Source organism: Streptomyces tendae (assembly GCF_014650435.1).
Lineage (GTDB): Bacteria > Actinomycetota > Actinomycetes > Streptomycetales > Streptomycetaceae > Streptomyces > Streptomyces tendae.
The window spans coordinates 37,572-58,102 of the sequence record NZ_BMUY01000007.1 but is presented as its reverse complement, the minus strand read 5'-3'; the positions used below and the strand labels follow the sequence as shown (position 1 = coordinate 58,102).

Sequence of the window (20,531 nt, the reverse complement as noted above, 5' to 3'; positions counted from 1 at the left end):
CGCCTCAGCCGAGGTCGCCGGTGCGGGCCTGCCGCCACAGGTCCACGTCGCCGTCGACGACCGCGTACTGGTCGATCTCGGCGAGTTCCTCGTCGTCGAAGGAGAGGTTGGCCAGGGCGGCCACGTTCTCCTCCAGCTGTTCGGGGCGGGAGGCACCGATCACCAGGGAGGTGACGCGCGGGTCGCGCAGCGCCCAGGCGAGCGCCAGCTGCGCCAGGCTCTGGCCCCGGCGGGCGGCGATGTCGTTCAGGGCGCGCAGCCGCCGGACGGTGTCCTCGGTGAGCCAGTCGGTCGCGAAGGACTTGCCCTGGGTGGCTCGGGAGCCCTCGGGCACGCCGTCGAGGTAGCGGCCGGTCAGCAGCCCCTGGGCCAGCGCGGTGAACCCGATGACGCCGAAGCCCTCGTCGGCGGCGGCGTCGAGCAGGCCCTCGGTCTCGATCCACCGGTTGAGCATGTTGTACGACGGCTGGTGGATGAGCAGGGGCGTGCCCAGGTCGCGGAGGATCGCGGCGGCCTGCCGGGAGCGTTCGGCGTCGTAGGAGGAGATGCCGACGTAGAGGGCCTTGCCCTGGCGCACCGCGGTGTCCAGTGCCGTCATGGTCTCCTCCAGCGGGGTGGAGGCGTCCAGGCGGTGGGAGTAGAAGATGTCGACGTAGTCGAGTCCCGTCCGCTTCAGGGACTGGTCGAGGGAGGCCAGCACGTACTTGCGGGAGCCGCCGCCCTGGCCGTAGGGGCCGGGCCACATGTCCCATCCGGCCTTGGTGGAGACCACCAGCTCGTCGCGGTACGGCGCCAGGTCCTGCCGCATGATCCGGCCGAAGTTGATCTCGGCGGATCCGTAGGGCGGGCCGTAGTTGTTGGCGAGGTCGTGGTGGGTGATGCCGAGGTCGAAGGCGCGCAGCGCGATCCGCCGCTGGGTTTCGAAGGGCTTGTCGTCGCCGAAGTTGTGCCAGTAGCCCAGGGACAGCGCGGGCAGGTCGAGCCCGGAGCGTCCGGTGCGGCGGTAGTGCATGGTGCCGTCGTAGCGGCCGGGGTCGGCGACGTGGTGCATGGGTGTTCTCCGGTGGGAAGCGTGGGGCGGTGGCCCGTGACGGGTCGCCGTCAGTTTCTCACCGTCGTCGACGGCCTGCTCCACCGGTCCGACCGGCCCTTTCGCGGGCCCGGTGGACGGCTGGGCCCGATGGACGGCTCCCGGGTCAGGGGCGGGCCAGGACCAGGGAGGAGCCGCCGGCCCTGATGCCCTCGGCCGCGGCGTCGGTCAGGTCGGTGTCCGTGACGATGGTGTCGAAGGCCGTCAGCGGTGCGACGCGGTAGCGGCCGAAGGTGCCGTACTTGGACGAGCCGGCCACCAGGACGGAGTGCGCCGCCGAGGCCATGGCCGCCTGCTTGACGTCCACCTTGGGCTCCGAGGGGGTGGTGGTGCCGCGCAGCAGGTCCCAGGAGCTGGTGCTGATGAAGGCGATGTCCAGGGCGAGTTGCCGCAGGGTGTCCGCGGCGAGGCGGCCGACGCTGGAGCGGTTGGAGACGTCGACCCGGCCGCCGACGTGCACCAGTTCCAGGTTCTCGGCGTCCATCAGCCGGCCGATGGTGGTGAAGTCGTTGGTGACCACGGTGAGGTGCGGCAGCCGGGCGAGGGCGGGCGCCATGGCGAGCAGGGTGGTGCCCGCGTCGAGGTAGACGGTCATGCCGTCCTGGACCAGGCGGGCGGCCTCGGCGGCCATCGCCCGCTTCTGGGGCTGCTCGACCTCGGACTTGTCGAGGAAGCCCGGTTCGGTGCTGATGGTGCTGGCGATGCGCACCCCGCCCGGGACGGAGAACACCAGGCCGCCCCGTTCGAGTTCGGCGATGTCGCGTCGCACCGTCATGTGGGAGACGCCGAGCAGCCGGGTGATCTGCTGCACGCTGAGCACCCCGTCGCGCCGGAGGTGCTTCAGCAGTTGTTCGCGGCGCTGGTCGGGGATGAGCGGGGGCTGCTCGCCGTCCGAGGTCATGGTCTGGTCTCCCTTCGACCGGGTTGACGTTAGCCGATGATCATGCCGGTGACGGTCGGGAACCGTCACCGGCGGGGGTTCTCAGCCGTGCACGACGGTGCTGAGCAGCAGCACGCCGCCGAGGCTGAGGAGCGACTGGATGGACAGCATCAGGGTCCAGGTGCGGAAGGTCTGCGCCACCGACAGCTGGAAGTACTCCTTGAACAGCCAGAACCCGGAGTCGTTGACGTGCGAGAGCATCACCGCTCCCGACGCGGTGGCCAGCACCATCAGTTCCGGCGAGGTGCCGGGCGAGGCGCTGAGCAGCGGGGCGACGATGGCGGTCGCCGCGGCGGTGGCGACGGTCGCCGAACCGAGGCAGATCCGCAGCAGGGCGGCGACCAGCCAGCCCAGCAGCAGCGGAGGTATCGCCCAGTCGACGGCGTAGTCGGAGATGAGCTGGTCGATCCCGGTCTCCGTCAGCATCGCCTTGAAGCCGCCGCCCGCGCCCAGGATCAGGATGATCGCGCCGACCGGGGCGAGTCCCTTGGACGCCATCTTCTGCAGCTGGCCGAGGCCGAAGCCGGACCGCACGCCGAGGGCGAAGAAGGCGAAGACCACGGCCGCCAGCAGGGACAGCACGGAGGAGTTGCAGGCGTCGAAGAACTGGTAGGGCAGCGTGCCCTCGGCCGTGTTGGCCGTGCCCAGGGTGCCGATGAGCATGAGGCCGGGCGGGAGCAGCACAGTGATGAGGGCGAGGGTGAACGAGGCCGGCTTGCGGCGGTGCTCGGGCTCGGTGCTGACGGACTGGACCGGCCCGCGGTCGAGGTCGGGGGCGGGGCCGAACCAGCGGCTGATGATCTTCGTCAGCACCGGTCCGGTGAGCACGGCCATCGGGATGCCGATGACCAGGCCCCACAGGATGGTGAGGCCGGTGTTGGCGCCGTACGCGGAGACGGCCAGGGTCGGCGAGGGGTGCGGCGGCAGCAGTCCGTGCGACACGTACAGGCCGGCGGCCATCGGCAGTCCGACCCACAGCAGGTGGGTGTTGCTGCGCTTGGCGACGGTGTACACCAGCGGCACCAGCATGACGAAGCTGACGTCGAACAGGTGCGGCATGCCGATCAGCAGCGCGGCCGCGGTGATGGACGCCGGGATCCACTTCACGGGCCGGGAGCCGATGAACACGGTGGCGATGCGGTCGGCGCCGCCGGAGCCGAGCAGGATGCCGCCCAGCAGGGTGCCGAGGCCGATGGTGGGACCGCTGCCGCCGAGGGTGTCCCCGAACCCGTCCTGGAATGCCTCGACGGCCCGCACCGGAGCGATCCCGGAGGCGATGCCGAGGCCGAGCGCGGACAGGGCGAGGGCCAGGAAGGGGTGCAGTTTGGTCTTGGTGATCAGCAGGACCAGGACGACGACGGCGGCGGCACCGAGGAGGAGGTGCTGGAGGTCGGTGCTCATGCGGTGGGCTCTCCTTCCGTGCCGTCGGGGCAGCCGCGCGAGGCGCGTCCGGCCCGCCAGGCGCGCAGCAGGCCGGGGTCGGGGTCGGCCAGGTCGGTCACGCGGAGCAGTTCACCGGCGGCCACCGGCCGGGCCAGCGTGGCGTGGGCGGCGAGGTAGAGGGGCGCGACGTCGTCGGGCGCGTCCTCGCCGCGCAGCAGCACGGCCTGGACGCCGGTGACGTCGTGGTGGTGGCCGCCCATCGCGAGCGCGCTGCCGGCGGGCAGGTCCGTGCGGGCGCGGCCGGCGAGCACGGCGTACGAGCGGGGGTCCGTGCCGCCGGACGGTCGGCGGTGCAGCACTGCCGAGAGCAGGCTCACCGGGGTCTCGACGCCCATGAGGTGGTACGGCAGGTAGATCGCGGCGTACCGGCCGTCCTTGCTGAGCACGTGGCCCTTCTCGCGCAGCGTCTGCCAGGTCACCGGGTCGTCGGTGCGGACGACGACGAAGACGCCGCCCGCGAAGGACGCCTCGCCGGGCAGGCGCAGCGCGCTGAAGACGTCCACGGCTCCGTCGCGGGCCAGTACTCCGCCGTCCTCGCGGGGGCGGTAGATGTCGGCGAGTTCGGCGATGCGCGCGACGGGGTAGTGCAGGCGTTCCGTGTCCGGGCGAAAGCCCGTGTTGTTGGCGACGACGGCCATCTCGCAGTAGTCGGCGGTGGCGCCGGTGGGCAGGTCGGCCACGGCCGCGGCGCGGGCCTCGAGGGTGGCGTGCACGTCGTCGCCGAGTTCGAGGAGCCCGGAGAGCGCCGGCGCGGGCACCGTGGTGTCCAGCTGGGTGACGGTGCCGGCCTCGGGGTCGTGGACCAGGTCGTACTCGGTGGACTTGCCGATCGCCACGATGTCGAGGCCGAGCAGCTCGGCCCAGGTCACCAGGCCGATGAGGTTGGCGGGCTGGTCGCCGTCGGCGGTGGTGTAGACGAGGCCCCGGGCGGCCGCGAGGTCGGCGAGGTGGAGCCCGGCGACGGAGTCGACCTCCTTGCTGACCATCGCGACGTGCCGGTCGGCGGCGAGGGCCGCCTCGGCCATGGCGAGGCCGTCCGCCGGACTGCCGGTCGCCTCCACGAGGATGTCCCAGGGGGCCGCGGTCAGCAGCGCCGCGTCGGTGACGAGGGCGATGCCGCCGCGCGCGACCGTGTCCGCCACGGACTCGGCGTCCTGGCACTCGGCCGGCTGCGTGGTGTCGTACCCGAGGTCGTCCAGCATCGTGCGCAGTTTCGGCAGGTCGCGGTCGCACAGGACGGCCGGGACGAGGCCGGGCATGCGGCGGCTCTGGGCCAGGAGGGTGCGCGCGAATCCGCCGCCGGCCCCGGTCAGTGCGTACCGCACCGTCCGGCCGCCGCTGTCGGCGAACAAGTGATGCAGGTTCATGAGGCCCTCCTGAATGAGCGCGCAAGGTGGTGGCAGTGGCTTCTCTCGCGGTCGACGGGGCGACGGTGTGCCGGGGGGACGCGCGTTTCAGAAGCAGCGAATGAACAACGTGTATCACCAGATCCCATCTGGGTAAAGTCTGGTAACATAATTTCACAGATCATCACGGGTGGCCGTCGGCCGCACCAGCAACCCGGACAGCAACGCAGGAGCACTTGATGCCGACCCTCGGGGCCATCGCAGACGATTTCACCGGCGCGACCGACCTTGCGACGATGCTGGTCGCCCGCGGTTTCCGGACCGTGGTCGCGGTCGGCGCCGACGCGGTCGTCCCATCCGCGGAGCCGGATGTCCGGGAGGCGCCGGACGTGCCGGACCGGTGGGCGGCCGTGGACGCCGTCGTGGTGGCGCTGAAGTCGAGGACGGCTCCCGTGGCGGAGGCGGTGGAGGAGTCGCGCCGTGCGCTGCGCGCGCTGCGGGCCATCGGTTGCCGGCGCTTCTACTTCAAGTACTGCTCGACGTTCGACTCCACACCCCGCGGCAACATCGGCCCCGTGGCCGACGCACTGCTGGCGGAGACCGGTGAGCGGCGCACGGTGGTGGTCCCCTCCTTCCCGGCGACCGGGCGGACCGTGTACCGGGGGCGGCTCTTCGTCCACGACGACCTGCTCGACGAGAGCCCCATGCGCCACCACCCGCTCACCCCGATGCTCGACTCCCGGGTGGACCGGCTGCTGCGGCCGCAGACGGACCACCCGGTCACCCGCATCGGTCTGGACACGGTCCGGGCCGGCGTGGCCCGCCTGCGCGCCGCGCTGGACGACGAGGCCCACGCCGACGCGCTGACGGTCGTGGACGCCGTCGACGACGAGGACCTGCGCACCATCGCCGCCGCCACCGAGGACTTCGGCCTGGTGACCGGCGCCGCCGGGCTCGCCGTGGGACTGACCGGTCCGCATCCGGACCAGGCACGCGCACGTCCCGCCTCCGGCCCCCGGGACCCCGGGGTCGTCCTCGCGGGCAGCGCCTCCGCCGCGACCAGGGCCCAGGTCGCCCACGCCCTGGGGCGGCTGCCGCACCGGCGGCTCGATCTGACCCGGCTCCGCGCGGACTTCGACACCGCCGTGGCCGACCTCACCGCCTTCGTGCGCGACCGGTGGGCACACGACCCCGCCCGGCCGCCCCTGATCTACGCCGTCGCGGCGCCCGAGGACCTTGAGACCGACACCCCGGCAGGCGCGGAGACGGCGTCGACCCTGGTGGAGAGAGCCCTCGCGGCCTGCGCCGGGGCACTCGTGGACGCCGGGGCACGGCGGCTGCTGGTGGCGGGCGGCGAGACGTCGGGGGCCGTCGTCTCGGCCCTGCGCGCCCGCACGCTCGCCATCGGGGCACCCATCGCCCCGGGTGTCGCCTGGGCCAGAGCCGAGGTGTGCCCGTCCGACGCCACCCACACCGTCGATCTCGCCCTGAAGTCGGGGAACTTCGGCGGCACCGACATCTTCACGCAGGCATGGGAGCAGCTCGTATGACCGCCCTCGCTCAGGAACTCGTCGCGGCGGCGGCCCACTTGGCCGGGCTCGGACTGAGCCCCGGCTCCTCGGGCAACGTCAGCGCCCGGGACGGCGACCGCGTCCTGGTCACCCCGACCGGAACGGACCTCGCCGCACTGGACCCCGAGAACCTGTCGGTGCTCGACCTGGACGGCAACCGTCTCGACGGACCTGCGCCGTCGAAGGAGTACCCGCTCCACCTGGCCTTCTACCGACGCGAGGACGCCACCCGGGCCGTCGTCCACCTGCACTCGAGGCACGCCGCCGCGGCCTCCTGCCGCGCGCCCTGGTCCGAGCGCAGCGCGCTGCCACCGCTGACGCCGTACTTCGTCATGCGGGTCGGGCAGATACCGCTGCTCCCCTACGCCCCGCCCGGCGACCCCGCGCAGGCCGCGGACCTGGAGCTGCTCACCTTCCCCTGCCGTGCCGCGCTGCTGCAGAACCACGGCCCGGTCGTGGCGGGCACGTCCCTGCGCGCGGCGACGGAGGCCGCCGTCGAGGTCGAGGAGGCCTCCGCGCTCCATCTGCTCCTGGGGGACCGGCCGGTGCGCCATCTCACGCCGGCCGAGGCGACGGCGCTGGCCCGGAAGTACGGCACCTACTGGGAGCCTGCGCACTGAGCTCAGGTGGAGATGGTGGTGACCGCGTCGACTCCGTAGGTGCGGGCGTAGCCGTTCTCGGTGCCGACGAGAAGGTCGACGACCTCGAAGTACCGGTCCCAGAAGGGCGTTTCGCGCAGGGCGTCGACGAGGAGCTGGTAGGCGTGGTGGTCGTCGGCCTCCCAGACCCAGACGTCGGTGACGCGGGCGGAGTAGAACTCGGTGTCGTAGAAGCGTGACCGGACGCCGGTGGTCCGGGCCTCGATGACGGGGACGACCTCCGTGGTCAGGGCGTGCACCCGCTCCTCGACGGTCTTGGCGAGCCACTCGGGCGTGGTCTTGACGAGCATGAAGGCGGTGACCGGAGTGCGGGTCGTCTCGTCGGACATGGTTGCTCCTTGTTTCGGGTGTCGGGTCTCGGGTTTCCGGTGTCGGGTGTCGGATTCCGGCTGGGTGTTCAGGAAAGGACCGCGGGCCTGAGGGTCTGGGCGACCCAGTGCTCGAAGGTGGTCGGGGTGGCCGTTTCCGGGGTGCGCGTCACGCCCGCGTCGAGGCCGTCGTCCTTGGCCCGCTTCATGTCGACGATGCCGTCCACGAACTCCTTGTCGAGGCCGTGGCCGACCAGGGTGGCGCGCAGGTCGTCGAACGTCTGGCGTTCGTAGCGGACGGGGCGGCCGAGCCGCTCGGTCATGATGCGGGCCAGGTCGTTGGGCGACAGGTCCCGTGGGCCGAGCACCGGGACGCTGCCGGTGCCGGTCCAGGACCGGTCGAGCAGCAGGCCCGCGGCGACGGCGGCGATGTCGGCGACGGCCACGAGGGGCGCCTTGCGGTCGGCGTCGAGGACGTCGGTGAAGCAGCCGCGCTCCCGGATCGAGTCGGCCTCCTCCAGGAGGTTCTCGAAGAACGACGGGTTGGCGAGGGCCCGGTAGGCGACACCGGTCTCGGCGAAGAGGTCGTCCACGGCGAGGGTCGCCGTGACGAGTCCGGCGCGGCCCGCGACCGGGGTGCCGCGGCCGAGGGCGGACACGCCGACGACGTGGCCGACGCCGTGCACGCCGAGCGCCCGCGCGGCCGGCACGGAGAAGCGCCGGTAGGCGTCGTCCGGAGTGCGCGAGGCATCCGGCGGGACGAGCCAGAAGACGGCGTCGGCGCCGTCGAAGGCCCGGTCGACGACCGCGGGGTCACCGTGCGAGCCGGTGACCACCTCGACGCGCTCGCGCACCGGGTCGGCCAGGCGGGCGGGATCGCGCACGATCACGCGCAGTCGCTCACTGTGGGCGGGGGCGGACTCCAGGAGCAGGGGCAGCAGTCGCCGCCCGATGTTCCCGGTGGGAGCAGTAATGACGATCATGAAAACCTCGTGGGTCGTGCCGGATCGGTACGCCCTCATCCTGGGAAGCCACGAGGTGTTGCCACAATGGGAACTTCAGCAAGGGATTGTTGCCTGGAACGGAATAATACTGGTGAACAGCACAGATCCGGTCGCGCCGGTCATCGACGCCAACCTCGCCGTGGCGCTCGACGCGCTGCTGACGGAGCAGAGCGTCACTCGCGCCGCCGCCCGTATGCACACCTCCCCCGCGGCCATGAGCCGCACCCTCGGCCGGCTCCGCCGGATCCTCCAGGACCCCCTGCTGGTGCGGGCCGGGCAGGCCATGGTGCCGACGCCGCGGGCGCTGGCCCTGCGGGACGAGGCCGCCACGGTCGTCCGCCGGCTCGGCGCGCTCCTCACCCCGGCCACCGGCGTCGACCCGGCCACGCTGCGCAGCACCTTCACCCTCCAGACGGCCGACCTGGTCGGCGCGGCCCTCGCCGGAGGTCTGCTGACACTGGCCGGGCAGGAGGCGCCGGGGGTCTCGCTGCGGTTCCGGGCCGAGGAGCTGGAGGGCGGGCCGGCCCTGCGTGACGGGCGGGTGGACCTGGAGGTCGGGGCGATCGACCACGTGGACCCCGAGACCCGGGTCGAGCAACTGGTCACCCTGCGGATGGCGGCGGCCGTCCGGGCCGGCCACCCGCTCGCCGAGGGGCCCCTGACCCCGGTGCGGTTCGCCGCCGCCGAGCATGTCGCGGTCAGCCGCCGCGGCCGGTTCGACGGCCCCGTCGACACCGCCCTCGCCGAGCACGGCCTCAGCCGTCGGGTCGCCGTCGTCCTCCCGGGGCATCTGGCCGCACTGTCCCTCGCCGCCCGCACCGACGTCGTCGCCCTGGTGCCCGCGGTGCCGGACGCCGCGGACTCCTCGCCGAGCCCCCTGACCGAGCATGCCTCGGTCCTCGGGCTGCGGCTCCTCGACATCCCGCTGCGGCTGCCGCCGGTGGCCATCGGCATGGCCTGGCACCCCCGGCACACCGCCGACGGGGCGCACCACTGGCTGCGCACCGCCGTGCGGCGGGTGCTGTCGGGCAAGCTCCGCGCGTCTGCGGCATGATCCGCCGGACAGACCCTAGTGCGGGAAGGCGCGGGGCGGGCGGGTCACGACGTCCTCCCTGAACTCGGCTATCCGGGACTGCACTTGGCGCATCAGGTGGGTGTCCTCGATGCGGTCCAGGTACAGGCAGCGAGCGGCGAGGCCCGGCAGGTCGAAGGCGAAGTACAGGGACATCAGCGGATTGACGAACAACTCGCTGCCCCGGGTGCGGTCGGTGAACCGGACGTCGCCGAACGCACCCCGGACGGCCGCGGCGATGGAGCCGTTGACGATGCTGGGGTGCTCGGGCGTGTGCTCCTGGGCGTGTGACACCGCGTCGAGGTACAGCGCGCCCTCGCGGGTGGTGCGCGGAACGGAGAAGGCACCCAGGTAGGCACCCTCGCGCTCCAGCGCGGCGATGTTCTCCAGGACCTGCACGTGGTTGACGCCGTGGTAGGCGTCGACACCGAATCCGAGCGAGACCACGAGGCGGTGGCGCGGGCCCTCCAGCGCGGCCAGCGCCGCAACGCTGGCGAGGTCCTCCTCCGGGGTCCCGAGTCCGGCCTCGTCACCGCGCAGCAGGATGTCGGTGCCGCCGTCGACCAGGACCACTGCGTCGATGTCGTACCGCGCGATCAGGGCCGCGTAGGCGGCGCGCAGCGGCTGGACGCCGGTCTGCGGGAAGGCGTGGACGACGGCCGGGTAGCCGTGCCCCCGCAGCCACTGGGCGAGGGTCCGCTCCGGAAAGTAGCGCTGGTGCGGCGCCGACTCGGGGGTGATGACGGCGAGGTCGGGGGCGGCCCAGGCGTCGTCGGGCAGTCCGGCGAGGGCGCTGAAGGAGAGGTTCGCCAGATGCACCTCCCGCCCCTGGTGCAGGAGGGACAGGGCCAGGGGCAGACCGGCGTAGATGTCGAAGCCGCCTCCCGCGCCGGAGACGAGGATCCGCTCGGCGTCCGCGAGCCGTCCGAAGAGCGGGTTCGTGTGCAGAGGCGTCATGTCGATCATTGTGGCGGGTCCACCCCGCGCTCGGGTCCGGCGGGGTGGCGCGGACCGGCGGTACGGCGGTGTGTCCGCGGGCGCCACAAGCGGTAGGGCGACGGGGCCCGGGGGAGGTCGCGCCCGCCGTCCGCGAGGCACGCACGGAGCCGGCGCACGCCCGGCACGAAGTCGGCGCACGGAGTCGGCGCACGCCCGGCACGAAGTCGGCGCACGGAGTCGGCGCACGCCCGGCGGCACGGAGCCGGCGCACGGAGTCGGCGCACGCCCGGCGGCACGGAGCCGGCGCACGGAGCCGGCGCACGGTCGGCGGCCTGGCCCAGCCCGCGCGGCGTGCGGTCCGCGTCGTCACCGCCCCGCCGCCGTCTCCGCTTGCGGGGGCCCGGCGGCGGCGGAGACTGATACGGACGACGGCACTCCGGAGGGTCCTGGACGGATGGGCGAGCACGCGGTGCGTCCCGGCACCGGGACGCGGCACGGCCGACGGGCCGACGGGCTCCGCCCCGGGTCCGATCCCACCGGTCCGCTCCCGGGCGGGATTGACGTGGCCGCTCCAGGGCACGCGTGCGGCGGAGACCGCGTGGGTCGGGGCCCCCGCCATGTCTCGGGCCTCGGCGGGACCGCTCTGCCGGGCAGGTCGGAGCGGGTCCCGTCTCCCGTGTGCGTGCCGCGCGGTCCCTGCGCGCCAGCCACTCCCCGACGAAAGGCAGTCTCATGACGGACACCCCGCCCGCCACCACCACGGACTCCGGCGCACCGGCGGAGAGCGACGAACACTCGCTCACCGCGGGCCCGGCCGGTCCGGTCCTCCTCCAGGACGCCTACCTCATCGAGCAGATGGCGCAGTTCAACCGGGAGCGCATCCCCGAGCGCCAGCCGCACGCGAAGGGCAGCGGCGCCTTCGGCCACTTCGAAGTGACCCACGACGTGAGCGCCTACACCAAGGCGGCCGTCTTCCAGCCGGGCACGCGCACCGAGCTGGTCGCCCGCTTCTCGACCGTCGCGGGTGAGCGCGGCAGCCCGGACACCTGGCGCGACCCGCGCGGCTTCGCGGTGAAGTTCTACACGAGCCAGGGCAACTACGACATGGTCGGCAACAACACGCCGGTGTTCTTCGTCAAGGACCCGATGAAGTTCCAGCACTTCATCCGGTCGCAGAAGCGCCGGGCGGACAGCAATCTGCGCGACCACGACATGCAGTGGGACTTCTGGACCCTCTCGCCGGAATCCGCGCACCAGGTCACGTGGCTCATGGGGGACCGCGGCATCCCGCGCACCTGGCGCCACATGAACGGCTACACCTCCCACACCTACATGTGGATCAACGCCTCCGGTGAGCGCTTCTGGGTGAAGTACCACTTCAAGACGGACCAGGGCATCGAGTTCTTCACCCAGCACGAGGCCGACCAGATGGCCGCGGCCGACACCGACTACCACATGCGGGACCTCTTCGAGCACATCCGCGACGGCGACTTCCCGAGCTGGACGCTGCACGTGCAGGTCATGCCGTACGAGGAAGCCGCTGCCTACCGGTTCAACCCCTTCGACCTGACGAAGGTGTGGCCGCACGGCGACTACCCCCTCATCCCGGTCGGCCGCATGACGCTGGACCGCAACCCGACGGACAACCACGCCGAGATCGAGCAGGCGGCCTTCCAGCCCAACAACCTGGTCCCCGGCATCGGCCCGAGCCCGGACCGCATGCTGCTGGCCCGGCTCTTCTCCTACGCCGACGCCCACCGCTACCGGATCGGCGCGAACTACCAGCAGCTTCCGGTGAACGCCCCGGTGGTCGACGTCCGCACCTACTCCAAGGACGGTGCGATGGCCTACCGGAAGACCACCGATCCGGTCTACGCGCCGAACTCCAAGGGGGGTCCGGCCGCCGACACCGAGCACTTCGGCACGCCGCCCAGCTGGGAGACGGACGGGTCCATCACCCGTACCGCCTATGTCAGTCACGCCGAGGACGACGACTGGGGGCAGCCGGGCACCCTGGTGCGCGAGGTGATGGACGACGCGGCCCGGGACCGGCTGGTGGACAACGTGGTGGACCACCTCCTCAACGAGGTGACCGAACCGGTGCTCCAGCGGGCGTTCGCGTACTGGTCGAACATCGACAAGACCATCGGCGACCGCATCGCCAAGGGCGTGCGGGCCAAGGCGGGCGAGAAGGACTTCAAGGCGGCCGAGCAGCGCAATCCGGCCCGGCAGTCCATGCAGGACAAGGCCTGACCCCCGCTCACCCCGGACTCGGAACAAACACGTCGCGGGGCGCACGCACCGGCTGCTAGCGTCCGCGCCGTGCGTTGATCTGCCGTGCGGCGGCCTCGGCCGCCGCGGACGGAGTGACCGCCCTCCTGTCGATGGGACACCGAGGGCGGCTCGGCATCTTCCCCGTCAGGCAGTCCGGAGGTCCGCACGTGTGCGCACCGCACCCGATGTCCTACGAGGCGTTCGTCGCCCGCGCCACCGCCGATCCCGCCGTCGTCGGCCTCGTCCTCAAGGGGTCCCGTGCCCACGAGGGCATGGCCACCCGCCACTCCGACCACGACCTGTACGTGGTGGTCGCCGACGGGACGGCGACCGGTCTGGCCGCCCTCGACGGCTTCCGCTCCGCCCGGCTGGACCTGGTCGTCGTGACGGCGGCGGAGTTCGACCGGCTCGGCGGCTGGGAGCGCTACGCGATCGCGCGGGCCCGGGTCCTGCTCGACCGGCTCGGTGGCCGGATCACGAGGACGGTGGCCGCCAAGGGGCGGCTCGGCGTCACGGAGGCGTCGCGGGTCGCGGCCGCCCGGCTCGACGCCTACGCCAACGCTCACTACCGGTCGCTGAAGAACGCCCGGGACGGGAATCCGCTCGCCGCACGGCTCGACGCGGCGGACAGCCTCGGCTTCCTGCTGGAGCTGCTGTTCGCCCTCGACCGCCGCCCGCGCCCCTACAACAAGTACCTGGAGTGGGAACTGGCCCGGTTCCCACTCCCGGGATGGGACACGCGCCGGCTGCTGACCGCGCTCGGACGGATCACCGGGACCGGTGACGTGGACGTGCAGCGGGAGCTGTTCGGCCGGGTCGAGGCGGTGGCGCGCGCGGCGGGACACGCGGCGACGCTGGACGCCTGGGGCGACGACCTCGGGCTGATGCGTCCCGCGGCAGCGCGGCGCGTTCGGTGACGACACACGACGACAGTGACTGACATCGCATGTTACTGTCGATGACAGCGGCTGTCATCGACGGTTCCGACGCCGTGGCCCGCCGCTCGCGCCCGCGCCCGGTGGACCGGCAGTCGCCACGTACGGACATATCTGGAGGATTCTCATGCGTGTTTTCGTCACCGGCGCCTCCGGCTGGATCGGCTCAGCCGTCGTTCCCGAGCTGATCGGGGCGGGTCATCAGGTCGTGGGGCTGGCCCGTTCGGACGCCTCGGCCGACGCCCTCACCGCGGCGGGGGCCGAGGTGGTCCGGGGCACCCTGGACGACCTCGACGTCCTGCGGCGCGCCGCCGCCGACTCGGACGGGGTGGTGCACCTGGCCTTCAAGCACGACATCGCGTTCTCGGGCGACTTCAAGGGCGCCGGAGAAGCCGACCGGCGGGCCGTCGAGGTGATCGGCGAGGCGCTCGCCGGCTCCGGCCGGCCCTTCACCATCGCGTCCGGGACCCCCTCGATCCCCGGCCGGGTGGCGACCGAGCGCGACGGCCACGACCCGGACCCGGCCGCGGCCGCCCGGGGCGACGCCCAGCACGTGCGGGCCGCCACCGCCGAACTGACCCTCTCCCTCGCCGCCCGCCAGGTCCGCTCCTCCGTGGTGCGGCTGGCGCCGACCAACCACGGGGAGGGGGACAACGGATTCGTCCCGGCCCTCATCGGGATCGCCCGAGCGAAGGGCGTCTCCGGGTACATCGGGGACGGTGCCAACCGCTGGTCGGCCGCGCACCGTCTCGACTCCGCACGGCTGTTCCGCCTCGCGCTGGAGAACGCCCCCGCGGGCTCGACGCTGCACGCCGTCGCGGAGGAGGGCCTGCCCGTGCGGGACCTCGCCGAGGTGATCGGCCGGCAGCTGGGCCTGCCGGTGGAGTCGGTTGCGGCAGCGGACGCGGACGCCCACTTCAGCTGGCTGGCCGGCCCCCTCGCGGCCAACCGCGCGGCGTCCAGCGTCCTGACCCGTGAGCTCCTGGGGTGGCGGCCCGACCGGCCCGGTCTCGTCGAGGACCTGGAGCAGGGCCACTACTTCAAGTAGCCCCGGCCCCGGCTTCAGACCAGCTCGGGCTGCGGTTCCGCGGGACGCGGCGGTTCCGGCTGCCGCACCGGCACGGCCTTCGCCTCCCACCGACGGGTGGTGCGCAGGTAGCCGACGATCACGGAGGCCATCGCGAGGAGGAGCAGCGGCCCGGCCGCCCACGGGTGCTCGGCCATCTCCACCGGCAGGTACCGGTACGCCACCAGCAGTACGGCGAAGACCGTCGTGCCGTGGGCGACCAGCCGGACTGCATCGCCGTCCCAGCCCCGCGCGAACGCGCGCATCGCGGCCTCGACGGTGAGCGCGAAGACCACGCCGGCGACGAGGTCGGCGCCGTAGTGGTAGCCGAAGCCGAGCGTCGCGGTGAGGGTGGCGACCAGCCAGAACGTGCCCGCGAACCGCATCGCCCGGGAGCCCTTGCGGGAGTGGACGAACAGCGTCGTGGCCCACGCCGTGTGCAGGCTGGGCATGCAGTTGCGCGGGGTGATGTCGTCGAACGGGATCGCGTGCGGGGCGCCGCCCGGTGGCAGCGTGTCCGGCCACAGGTTGGCCACCGCCCACTGACCGCCGTCGGCACCGTAGGCGAAGACCGGCCCGACGACCGGGAAGACCATGTAGACGGCGGGCCCGAGCAGGCCGATGACGAGGAAGGTGCGCACGAGGTGGTGGCTCGGGAACCGCCGCTCGACGGCCACGTGCCGCAGTTGGTACAGCCCGACGAGGGCGGCTGCCAGGGGCAGCTGTCCGTAGACGAGGTGGAGCACGTGGCCGCCGACCGGTTCGGTGGCCTCGACGAACCGGCCGACCAGCCACGAGGGGTTGCCCAGCGCCTGGTCGGCGGTGGCCACGTACGGGTCGAGCACCGCCTTGCGGGTCTCCGACGTGATGAGCAGCCAGGTGTCCCCCGTCTTGTGCCCGGCCACCAGGAGCAGCCCCAGCCCCACACCCTTGAGCAGCAGGGCACGCTCGCTGCCCCGGCGCCGCGTCACGGCGACCACCGCACAGCCGAGGACCACCCACAGCGCGCCGTTGCCGAAGTTCATGTCGGCGCCGACCGCCCAGCGCACCAGCCAGAAGACGACGTCGATCCCGATCGCGGCACCGGCCGCCACGAGACGCTGCCGCCAGGTCAGCACCACCATCGTCAGGGCGAGGCCCGCGTACAGCAGCGGCCCCGAGTCGGGCGCGAAGACCACTTCTCGCGCCTGTTCGGTGATCGGGCCCCGCACACCGTAGTGGCGCGCGGCGAATTCCAGCGCGATCAGAAAACCGAGGGTCACCGCACCGGCCGCGGTCCACAGCAGGACCCGCGGCCGGCGCAGTGCCGCGAGCAGCGGGCCGCGGTCTCTTCGCGAGGATATTCGTATGGGTAGGTTTTGCAATTGTTTTGCCCGTTTACTAGGGGTCGGACGCAGCGGTCGCTCGTACGGATCGTCACGAGTTCGAACATGCTAACGGCACCGTTGCACCGGCCCCGGGCCTCAGGCCGTGTGCTGGTAGGCCGGGTAGGTCAGGTAGCCCGCGTCACCGCCCTGGTAGTACGTGGCCTCGTCCACCGGTGCGACGGGCAGGCCGGTGCGCAGTCGCTCGACCAGGTCGGGGTTGGAGATGAAGCCGCGGCCGAAGCTGATCAGCTCCGCCCCGAGCCCGAGCCAGTGGTCGGCGTCCTCGCGCCCCGTCTGCTTGGGACCCATGGGGAGCACCGGGTTCATGACGAGCGTGCCCGGCCACCGGCGGCGCAGCTCGACCAGCAGGTCCTCGTCGGCCGTGGCCTCGATGTGGACGTAGGCGATCCCGAGGCGGGACAGCTCGGTCAGCTGCCCGGATCCCGGGCACGACGGCTACGCTAGAACCTGACACTGACGTCAGAGGCAAGTAAGTGTGCCGCGGATCACAGCAGGGAGCAGGGCATGCGCATCGGAGAGGTGGCGTCGCGGGCCGGGGTCAGCGTCCGGTCGGTGCGCTACTACGAGGATCAGGGGCTGCTGGCCAGCACCCGCAGCGCCGGCGGCCAGCGCCAGTACACGGAGCACGAGGTCGAGCGGGTCAGGTTCCTTCAGCGGCTGTACGCGGCGGGCCTGTCCAGCCGCACCATCGCCGAACTGCTGCCGTGCGTCGACGCGCCCAGCGAGGGCAATTCCGACGCCGCGCTGGACCGTATGGCGCAGGAGCGCGACCGGCTCTCCGAGCACATCGCCGACCTCGTCCGCACCCGCGACGCGCTCAACGACCTGATGACCGCGGCCCGCGAATACCGGGACACGGAGTTTGCCTAATCATGTTAGGCAAGCTCATAATCTTCCACGACCGCCGGGTGATCGACGCGACGGCTGCCGGTGATCGATGCGGAGGACGGCTGTGGCTCGGGTAGGACTGACCACCGAGGCCCTGATCAGGGCCGGGGCGGAGACCGCCGACGAGATCGGCTTCGAGCGCACCACTCCGACGGAGCTGGCCCGACGGTTCGGCGTCAGGACGGCGAGCCTGTACTCGCACGTGAAGAACGCCCACGACCTCAAGACCGGGATCGCGCTGTTCGCCCTGGAGGAGCTGGCCGACCGGGCCTCCGAGGCGGTGGCGGGCCGGGCCGGCAAGGACGCGCTGACCGCTTTCGCCAACGTCTACCGCGACTACGCCCGCGAGCACCCGGGCCGCTTCGCCGCCGCCCAGTTCCCCCTCGACGCGGAGGCGGCGGCCGCCGGCGCCGGTGTGCGGCACGCCCAGATGTCGCGGGCGATCCTGCGCGGCTACCACCTCGCCGAACCGCATCAGACACATGCCGTACGCCTGCTGGGCAGCGTGTTCAGCGGCTACGTCGGCCTGGAGGCCGCGGGCGGCTTCAGTCACAGTGCCCCCGACTCGCAGGAGAGCTGGACGGAGATCCTCAACGCGCTGGACGCCCTGCTGCGGACCTGGCCGACCACGTCCTGACCGAGTGGACCTTCGTGCGGGATAGGCTCTGATCCGCCAGCCCGGGACCGCCACGGGAGCGCCACAGGAGGAGTCGGCCATGGGCCCACAGGACCTGCCCCAGGCACCGGCCGCACCGGACACGGCCGAGCGTCTCAGGGCGATCGGCGACGAGTTGTCGGACCGCTTCTACGAGCGGGCCGACGTCGTGCGGACCCTGCTGGTGACGCTGCTGGCCGGCCGGCACTCGCTGGTGCTCGGTCCGCCGGGAACGGCCAAGTCGGAGCTGGCCCGGGAACTGACCGGCCGGATCGTGGGGGCGTCCTACTGGGAGATCCTGCTGTCCAAGTTCACCGCGCCGACGCGGATGTTCGGGCCCGTCGACGTGGCCGCGCTGGCCCGCGGCGAGTACCGCCAGGTCTACGAGGGGCGCGCCACCACCGCGCACGTCGCCTTCATCGACGAGATCTTCAAGTGCTCCACGGCGGCGCTGAACGAGACGCTGGGCTACCTCAACGAGCGGATCTACCACCCCGAGAGCGGCGGCGAACCCGTCCGCTGCCCCCTCATCGGCGCCATCACCGCGAGCAACGAACTGCCCGACGGCGAGGACTCGGCCGCGATCTACGACCGGCTGCTGGTACGGATCGAGGTCAACTACCTGGAGGACCCCTCCAACTTCGCCGCCCTGGTCCGCTCCGCCGTCAGCCGCCCGGCGGCGCCGAGGCGGACCACCGTGGAGCTGGCCGCACTGCAGCACGCCGTGGCCGAGGCCGTCCCCGCCGTGGAGGTGCCCGACGCGATCGTGGACGCGGTGTGCACCCTGCGGGCCGCCCTGCGCCGCAAGGAGCTGATCGCCTCCGACCGCCGCTGGCGGCAGGCGGTGGGCCTGCTCCAGGCGTCCGCCTACCTCGACGGACGCGCCTCGGTCGCCGAGACCGACCTGTCGGTGCTGACCCACGTGCTGTGGAACTCCCCCGCCGAACGCCCGACCGTCGAGCGGGAAGTGCTGCACCTGGTCAACCCGGACGCCAAGGAGGCCCTCGACCTCGCCGACACCATCGAGGAGCTGGAGACCCAGCTCGACGCGATGGCCGGGCAGTCCCGCGAGGCGCTGAGCGAGTGGGTCATCAAGAAGGCGCACAACCAGCTGGCCATGGCGGGCAAGCGGCTGGAGAGACTGCGCGCGGAGGCGGTGGGCGCGGGCCGCTCCACCACCGCCATCGACCGGGTCACCGGCCGTCAGCGCGCCGTGCGCGCCCGGGTGCTCACCGAGGCCCTGGGCGTGGACGCGAGCACCGTGCAGGCCCAGCTCTGAGCGGCGGGCGGGACGACACCGTGGACGAAGGCACCGGCGAGGACGCGGCCGGGGCGGCGAGCCCGCTCGGTGCGCTGGCGGACCTGGCCGGGAGCTGGCTGGCCCGGTCCGCGGCCACCCCCGAACGGCACACCGGGGCCGTGCTCGCGGACCGCTTCGACCGCATCGCCTGGCGCGACACCTACGAACAGGCGCCCGCACTGCGCGAGTTGGCCGCCGAACTGGGCGAGCGCCACCCGCACACCGACGACCTCCTCACCGACGCCTTCCTGGCCGCGTACAAGGCCGCTCCGCGGCTGCGCGAGCCCACCGGGATGGCGCCCTCCCGGCTGGTCAACCACCGCATCGTCACCGCGCTCCTCGAGTCCCCGGACTTCGCCGAGCTGCACCGGGAGACGGTCGGCGATCCGTACGCCGCCGCCATGGCCGTGCTCGCCCAGGGCACCGCGCTGCGCAGGATGCTGGACGACTCCCACCCCGCCCGCGACCGGGACGAACGTGCGGCCCTGGCCGGGCGGGACGCCGAGGACGCGGCCGACGCCGTGGCCGAGGCGCTCCGGCAGGCCGCCGACGGGGCCGACGCGGAGGGCAGTGTCCCGGGTCCGGCGGCCGACGCCGTACGGCGGGCGGTCGAGGACGCGCAGGACGCCGCGAGACGGGCCGCTTCCGACGCCGCCCACTCGCTCGCGGTTTCCGTGCCCGGCGTCCGTGCCGCCGCCCGCGGTGCGGTGGCGAAGTCGGCGGCGGCCGCGCGGGAGGAGGCCGCGCTGATGCGGGCGTGGGGCGTCGGTTCCGGCGAGCTTGAGCGGATGCCCTTCGACGAGCGCGCCCGGCTGGCCGAGCGGCTGCGCGCCGGACGGCTCGCCGAGTGGGCCGAACTGATCGGCCGTTTCCGGCAGATGGCCGCCGGTGAACGGGCCCGCAAGGTGGAGAACGCCACCGGAGAGCTGATCGGGGTCACGCTCGGCGACGACCTCTCCCGGGTCATCCCGTCGGAGCTGGCCAATCTCGGGCTGCCCGAACTGCGCGCGGTGTTCGCCGCGCGCTACGCCGCCGGGGAGCTGATGCTCTACGACAGTCAGGGGGAGCAGGCCACCGGCCGGGGCGCCGTCATCGCCTGCGTGGACACCTCGCACTCCATGTACGAGGCGGGGCCCGGCGGCATCACCCGGGAGGCGTGGGCGAAGGCGTGCGCGCTGGCCCTGCTGGACCAGGCCCGCCACGCGGGGCGCGACTTCGTGGGCATCGTGTTCTCCGCCGCCGACAAGCTCCAGGTCTTCCGCTTCCCGGCCGACGCGCCCGCCGGCCTCACCCGCACCCTCGGCTTCGCGGAGACCTTCCTCGGCGGCGGCACCAGCTACCAGCGGCCGCTGTCGGCGGCGGGCGAACTGCTCGAGGCGGAGTTCAACGACGCCGCCCGCACCCGGGGCGACATCGTGATGCTCACCGACGACGACTGCGGCGTCACCGAGGCGTGGATGCGGGACTGGAACGACGCCAAGCGCCGGCTGGGCTTCCGGGTCTTCGGCGTGGGCATCGGCGCCCCGCGCGTCGCGGCGGCCGGCTCGGTCCTCGCGGCGCTGTGCGACAACCTCCGTTCCGTCGAGGACTTCACCGACGTCCACGCCGCCGCCGACCTGTTCCGCGTGATCTGACCCGGCCGCCCGAAGCCGT

Annotated in this window: 18 protein-coding genes and 1 pseudogene; 10 read left to right on the top strand and 9 right to left on the bottom strand. The window is 72.8% G+C overall.

What is annotated here, in order from left to right:
• Window positions 1–4 precede the first annotated feature (4 nt).
• From mgrA to IE258_RS19390, 4 genes are all read right to left on the bottom strand, one after another.
• Window positions 5–1,051: an L-glyceraldehyde 3-phosphate reductase gene (mgrA, locus tag IE258_RS19405; RefSeq protein ID WP_189745149.1), complete on the bottom strand. Its 1,047-nt coding sequence runs from the start codon at window positions 1,049–1,051 to the stop codon at window positions 5–7.
• A gap of 145 nt (window positions 1,052–1,196) precedes the next feature.
• Complete coding sequence (locus IE258_RS19400; RefSeq protein WP_030400431.1) at window positions 1,197–1,991, bottom strand: DeoR/GlpR family DNA-binding transcription regulator; 795 nt, start codon at window positions 1,989–1,991, stop codon at window positions 1,197–1,199.
• A gap of 81 nt (window positions 1,992–2,072) precedes the next feature.
• Window positions 2,073–3,431, bottom strand: coding sequence for a GntT/GntP/DsdX family permease (locus IE258_RS19395; protein WP_189745147.1), 1,359 nt, complete (start codon window positions 3,429–3,431; stop codon window positions 2,073–2,075).
• Window positions 3,428–4,840, bottom strand: a complete 1,413-nt coding sequence (locus IE258_RS19390) for a homoserine dehydrogenase (RefSeq protein WP_189745146.1) — start codon at window positions 4,838–4,840, stop codon at window positions 3,428–3,430. Before IE258_RS19390 ends, IE258_RS19395 begins: the two co-directional genes overlap by 4 nt.
• A gap of 218 nt (window positions 4,841–5,058) precedes the next feature.
• On the opposite strand from IE258_RS19390, the gene otnK reads away from it, so the two are divergent.
• Window positions 5,059–6,369 carry a 3-oxo-tetronate kinase gene (gene otnK / locus IE258_RS19385; protein WP_189745145.1) on the top strand — a complete coding sequence of 437 codons (1,311 nt, stop codon included), beginning with the start codon at window positions 5,059–5,061 and terminating at the stop codon, window positions 6,367–6,369.
• Window positions 6,366–7,010: a class II aldolase/adducin family protein gene (locus tag IE258_RS19380; RefSeq protein WP_189745144.1), complete on the top strand. Its 645-nt coding sequence runs from the start codon at window positions 6,366–6,368 to the stop codon at window positions 7,008–7,010. The genes otnK and IE258_RS19380 overlap by 4 nt, the downstream gene beginning before the upstream one ends.
• Before the next feature lie 2 nt (window positions 7,011–7,012).
• Here IE258_RS19380 and IE258_RS19375 read toward each other — a convergent pair whose 3' ends face one another.
• Complete coding sequence (locus IE258_RS19375; protein ID WP_189745143.1) at window positions 7,013–7,378, bottom strand: darcynin family protein; 366 nt, start codon at window positions 7,376–7,378, stop codon at window positions 7,013–7,015.
• 68 nt (window positions 7,379–7,446) lie between these two features.
• Entirely contained in the window at window positions 7,447–8,340 is an 894-nt protein-coding gene (locus IE258_RS19370; protein ID WP_189745141.1) for an NAD(P)H-binding protein, read from the bottom strand.
• A gap of 112 nt (window positions 8,341–8,452) precedes the next feature.
• Between IE258_RS19370 and IE258_RS19365 the strand changes: the two genes are divergently transcribed.
• Window positions 8,453–9,415, top strand: a complete 963-nt coding sequence (locus IE258_RS19365; protein ID WP_189745139.1) for a LysR family transcriptional regulator — start codon at window positions 8,453–8,455, stop codon at window positions 9,413–9,415.
• 15 nt (window positions 9,416–9,430) lie between these two features.
• Here the strand turns inward: IE258_RS19365 and IE258_RS19360 are convergent, their stop codons facing one another.
• Window positions 9,431–10,390 (bottom strand): DUF1152 domain-containing protein, encoded by a 960-nt coding sequence (locus IE258_RS19360; RefSeq protein WP_189745137.1) that lies wholly within the window; start codon window positions 10,388–10,390, stop codon window positions 9,431–9,433.
• A gap of 714 nt (window positions 10,391–11,104) precedes the next feature.
• On the opposite strand from IE258_RS19360, the gene IE258_RS19355 reads away from it, so the two are divergent.
• The 3 genes from IE258_RS19355 to IE258_RS19345 all read left to right on the top strand — a co-directional run bounded on the left by IE258_RS19355 (window position 11,105) and on the right by IE258_RS19345 (window position 14,629).
• Entirely contained in the window at window positions 11,105–12,625 is a 1,521-nt protein-coding gene (locus tag IE258_RS19355; RefSeq protein WP_189745135.1) for a catalase, read from the top strand.
• Between the two features lie 188 nt (window positions 12,626–12,813).
• The gene (locus IE258_RS19350; RefSeq protein WP_189745132.1) at window positions 12,814–13,563 is read left to right on the top strand and encodes a hypothetical protein; all 750 of its coding nucleotides are present in this window, start codon (window positions 12,814–12,816) and stop codon (window positions 13,561–13,563) included.
• A gap of 145 nt (window positions 13,564–13,708) precedes the next feature.
• Complete coding sequence (locus IE258_RS19345) at window positions 13,709–14,629, top strand: SDR family oxidoreductase (RefSeq protein WP_189745131.1); 921 nt, start codon at window positions 13,709–13,711, stop codon at window positions 14,627–14,629.
• 14 nt (window positions 14,630–14,643) lie between these two features.
• Here IE258_RS19345 and IE258_RS19340 read toward each other — a convergent pair whose 3' ends face one another.
• Together IE258_RS19340 and IE258_RS19335 are read right to left on the bottom strand one after the other, a co-directional pair.
• Window positions 14,644–15,933, bottom strand: a complete 1,290-nt coding sequence (locus tag IE258_RS19340; RefSeq protein ID WP_189745754.1) for a phosphatase PAP2 family protein — start codon at window positions 15,931–15,933, stop codon at window positions 14,644–14,646.
• Window positions 15,934–16,110: 177 nt separating this feature from the next.
• Window positions 16,111–16,446 (bottom strand): annotated as a pseudogene (locus IE258_RS19335) (alkene reductase); the annotation flags it as partial.
• A 93-nt stretch (window positions 16,447–16,539) separates the two neighbouring features.
• On the opposite strand from IE258_RS19335, the gene IE258_RS19330 reads away from it, so the two are divergent.
• The 4 genes from IE258_RS19330 (at window position 16,540) to IE258_RS19315 (ending at window position 20,512) form a co-directional block, all read left to right on the top strand.
• Window positions 16,540–16,905 carry a MerR family transcriptional regulator gene (locus IE258_RS19330; protein ID WP_189745129.1) on the top strand — a complete coding sequence of 122 codons (366 nt, stop codon included), beginning with the start codon at window positions 16,540–16,542 and terminating at the stop codon, window positions 16,903–16,905.
• Window positions 16,906–16,987: 82 nt separating this feature from the next.
• The gene (locus IE258_RS19325; RefSeq protein WP_159326711.1) at window positions 16,988–17,560 is read left to right on the top strand and encodes a TetR/AcrR family transcriptional regulator; all 573 of its coding nucleotides are present in this window, start codon (window positions 16,988–16,990) and stop codon (window positions 17,558–17,560) included.
• Window positions 17,561–17,639: 79 nt separating this feature from the next.
• Entirely contained in the window at window positions 17,640–18,857 is a 1,218-nt protein-coding gene (locus IE258_RS19320) for an AAA family ATPase (RefSeq protein WP_189745126.1), read from the top strand.
• 20 nt (window positions 18,858–18,877) lie between these two features.
• Window positions 18,878–20,512 carry a VWA domain-containing protein gene (locus tag IE258_RS19315; protein ID WP_373309779.1) on the top strand — a complete coding sequence of 545 codons (1,635 nt, stop codon included), beginning with the start codon at window positions 18,878–18,880 and terminating at the stop codon, window positions 20,510–20,512.
• The last annotated feature ends 19 nt before the right edge of the window (window positions 20,513–20,531 follow it).

What these genes read in the sequence shown, in the direction of transcription:
- mgrA (WP_189745149.1), bottom strand. Translation starts at nt 1,051, where the DNA reads ATGCACCACGTCGCCGACCCCGGCCGCTACGACGGCACCATGCACTAC.
- IE258_RS19400 (WP_030400431.1), bottom strand. Translation starts at nt 1,991, where the DNA reads ATGACCTCGGACGGCGAGCAGCCCCCGCTCATCCCCGACCAGCGCCGC.
- IE258_RS19395 (WP_189745147.1), bottom strand. Translation starts at nt 3,431, where the DNA reads ATGAGCACCGACCTCCAGCACCTCCTCCTCGGTGCCGCCGCCGTCGTC.
- IE258_RS19390 (WP_189745146.1), bottom strand. Translation starts at nt 4,840, where the DNA reads ATGAACCTGCATCACTTGTTCGCCGACAGCGGCGGCCGGACGGTGCGG.
- otnK (WP_189745145.1), top strand. Translation starts at nt 5,059, where the DNA reads ATGCCGACCCTCGGGGCCATCGCAGACGATTTCACCGGCGCGACCGAC.
- IE258_RS19380 (WP_189745144.1), top strand. Translation starts at nt 6,366, where the DNA reads ATGACCGCCCTCGCTCAGGAACTCGTCGCGGCGGCGGCCCACTTGGCC.
- IE258_RS19375 (WP_189745143.1), bottom strand. Translation starts at nt 7,378, where the DNA reads ATGTCCGACGAGACGACCCGCACTCCGGTCACCGCCTTCATGCTCGTC.
- IE258_RS19370 (WP_189745141.1), bottom strand. Translation starts at nt 8,340, where the DNA reads ATGATCGTCATTACTGCTCCCACCGGGAACATCGGGCGGCGACTGCTG.
- IE258_RS19360 (WP_189745137.1), bottom strand. Translation starts at nt 10,390, where the DNA reads ATGACGCCTCTGCACACGAACCCGCTCTTCGGACGGCTCGCGGACGCC.
- IE258_RS19355 (WP_189745135.1), top strand. Translation starts at nt 11,105, where the DNA reads ATGACGGACACCCCGCCCGCCACCACCACGGACTCCGGCGCACCGGCG.
- IE258_RS19345 (WP_189745131.1), top strand. Translation starts at nt 13,709, where the DNA reads ATGCGTGTTTTCGTCACCGGCGCCTCCGGCTGGATCGGCTCAGCCGTC.
- IE258_RS19330 (WP_189745129.1), top strand. Translation starts at nt 16,540, where the DNA reads ATGCGCATCGGAGAGGTGGCGTCGCGGGCCGGGGTCAGCGTCCGGTCG.
- IE258_RS19320 (WP_189745126.1), top strand. Translation starts at nt 17,640, where the DNA reads ATGGGCCCACAGGACCTGCCCCAGGCACCGGCCGCACCGGACACGGCC.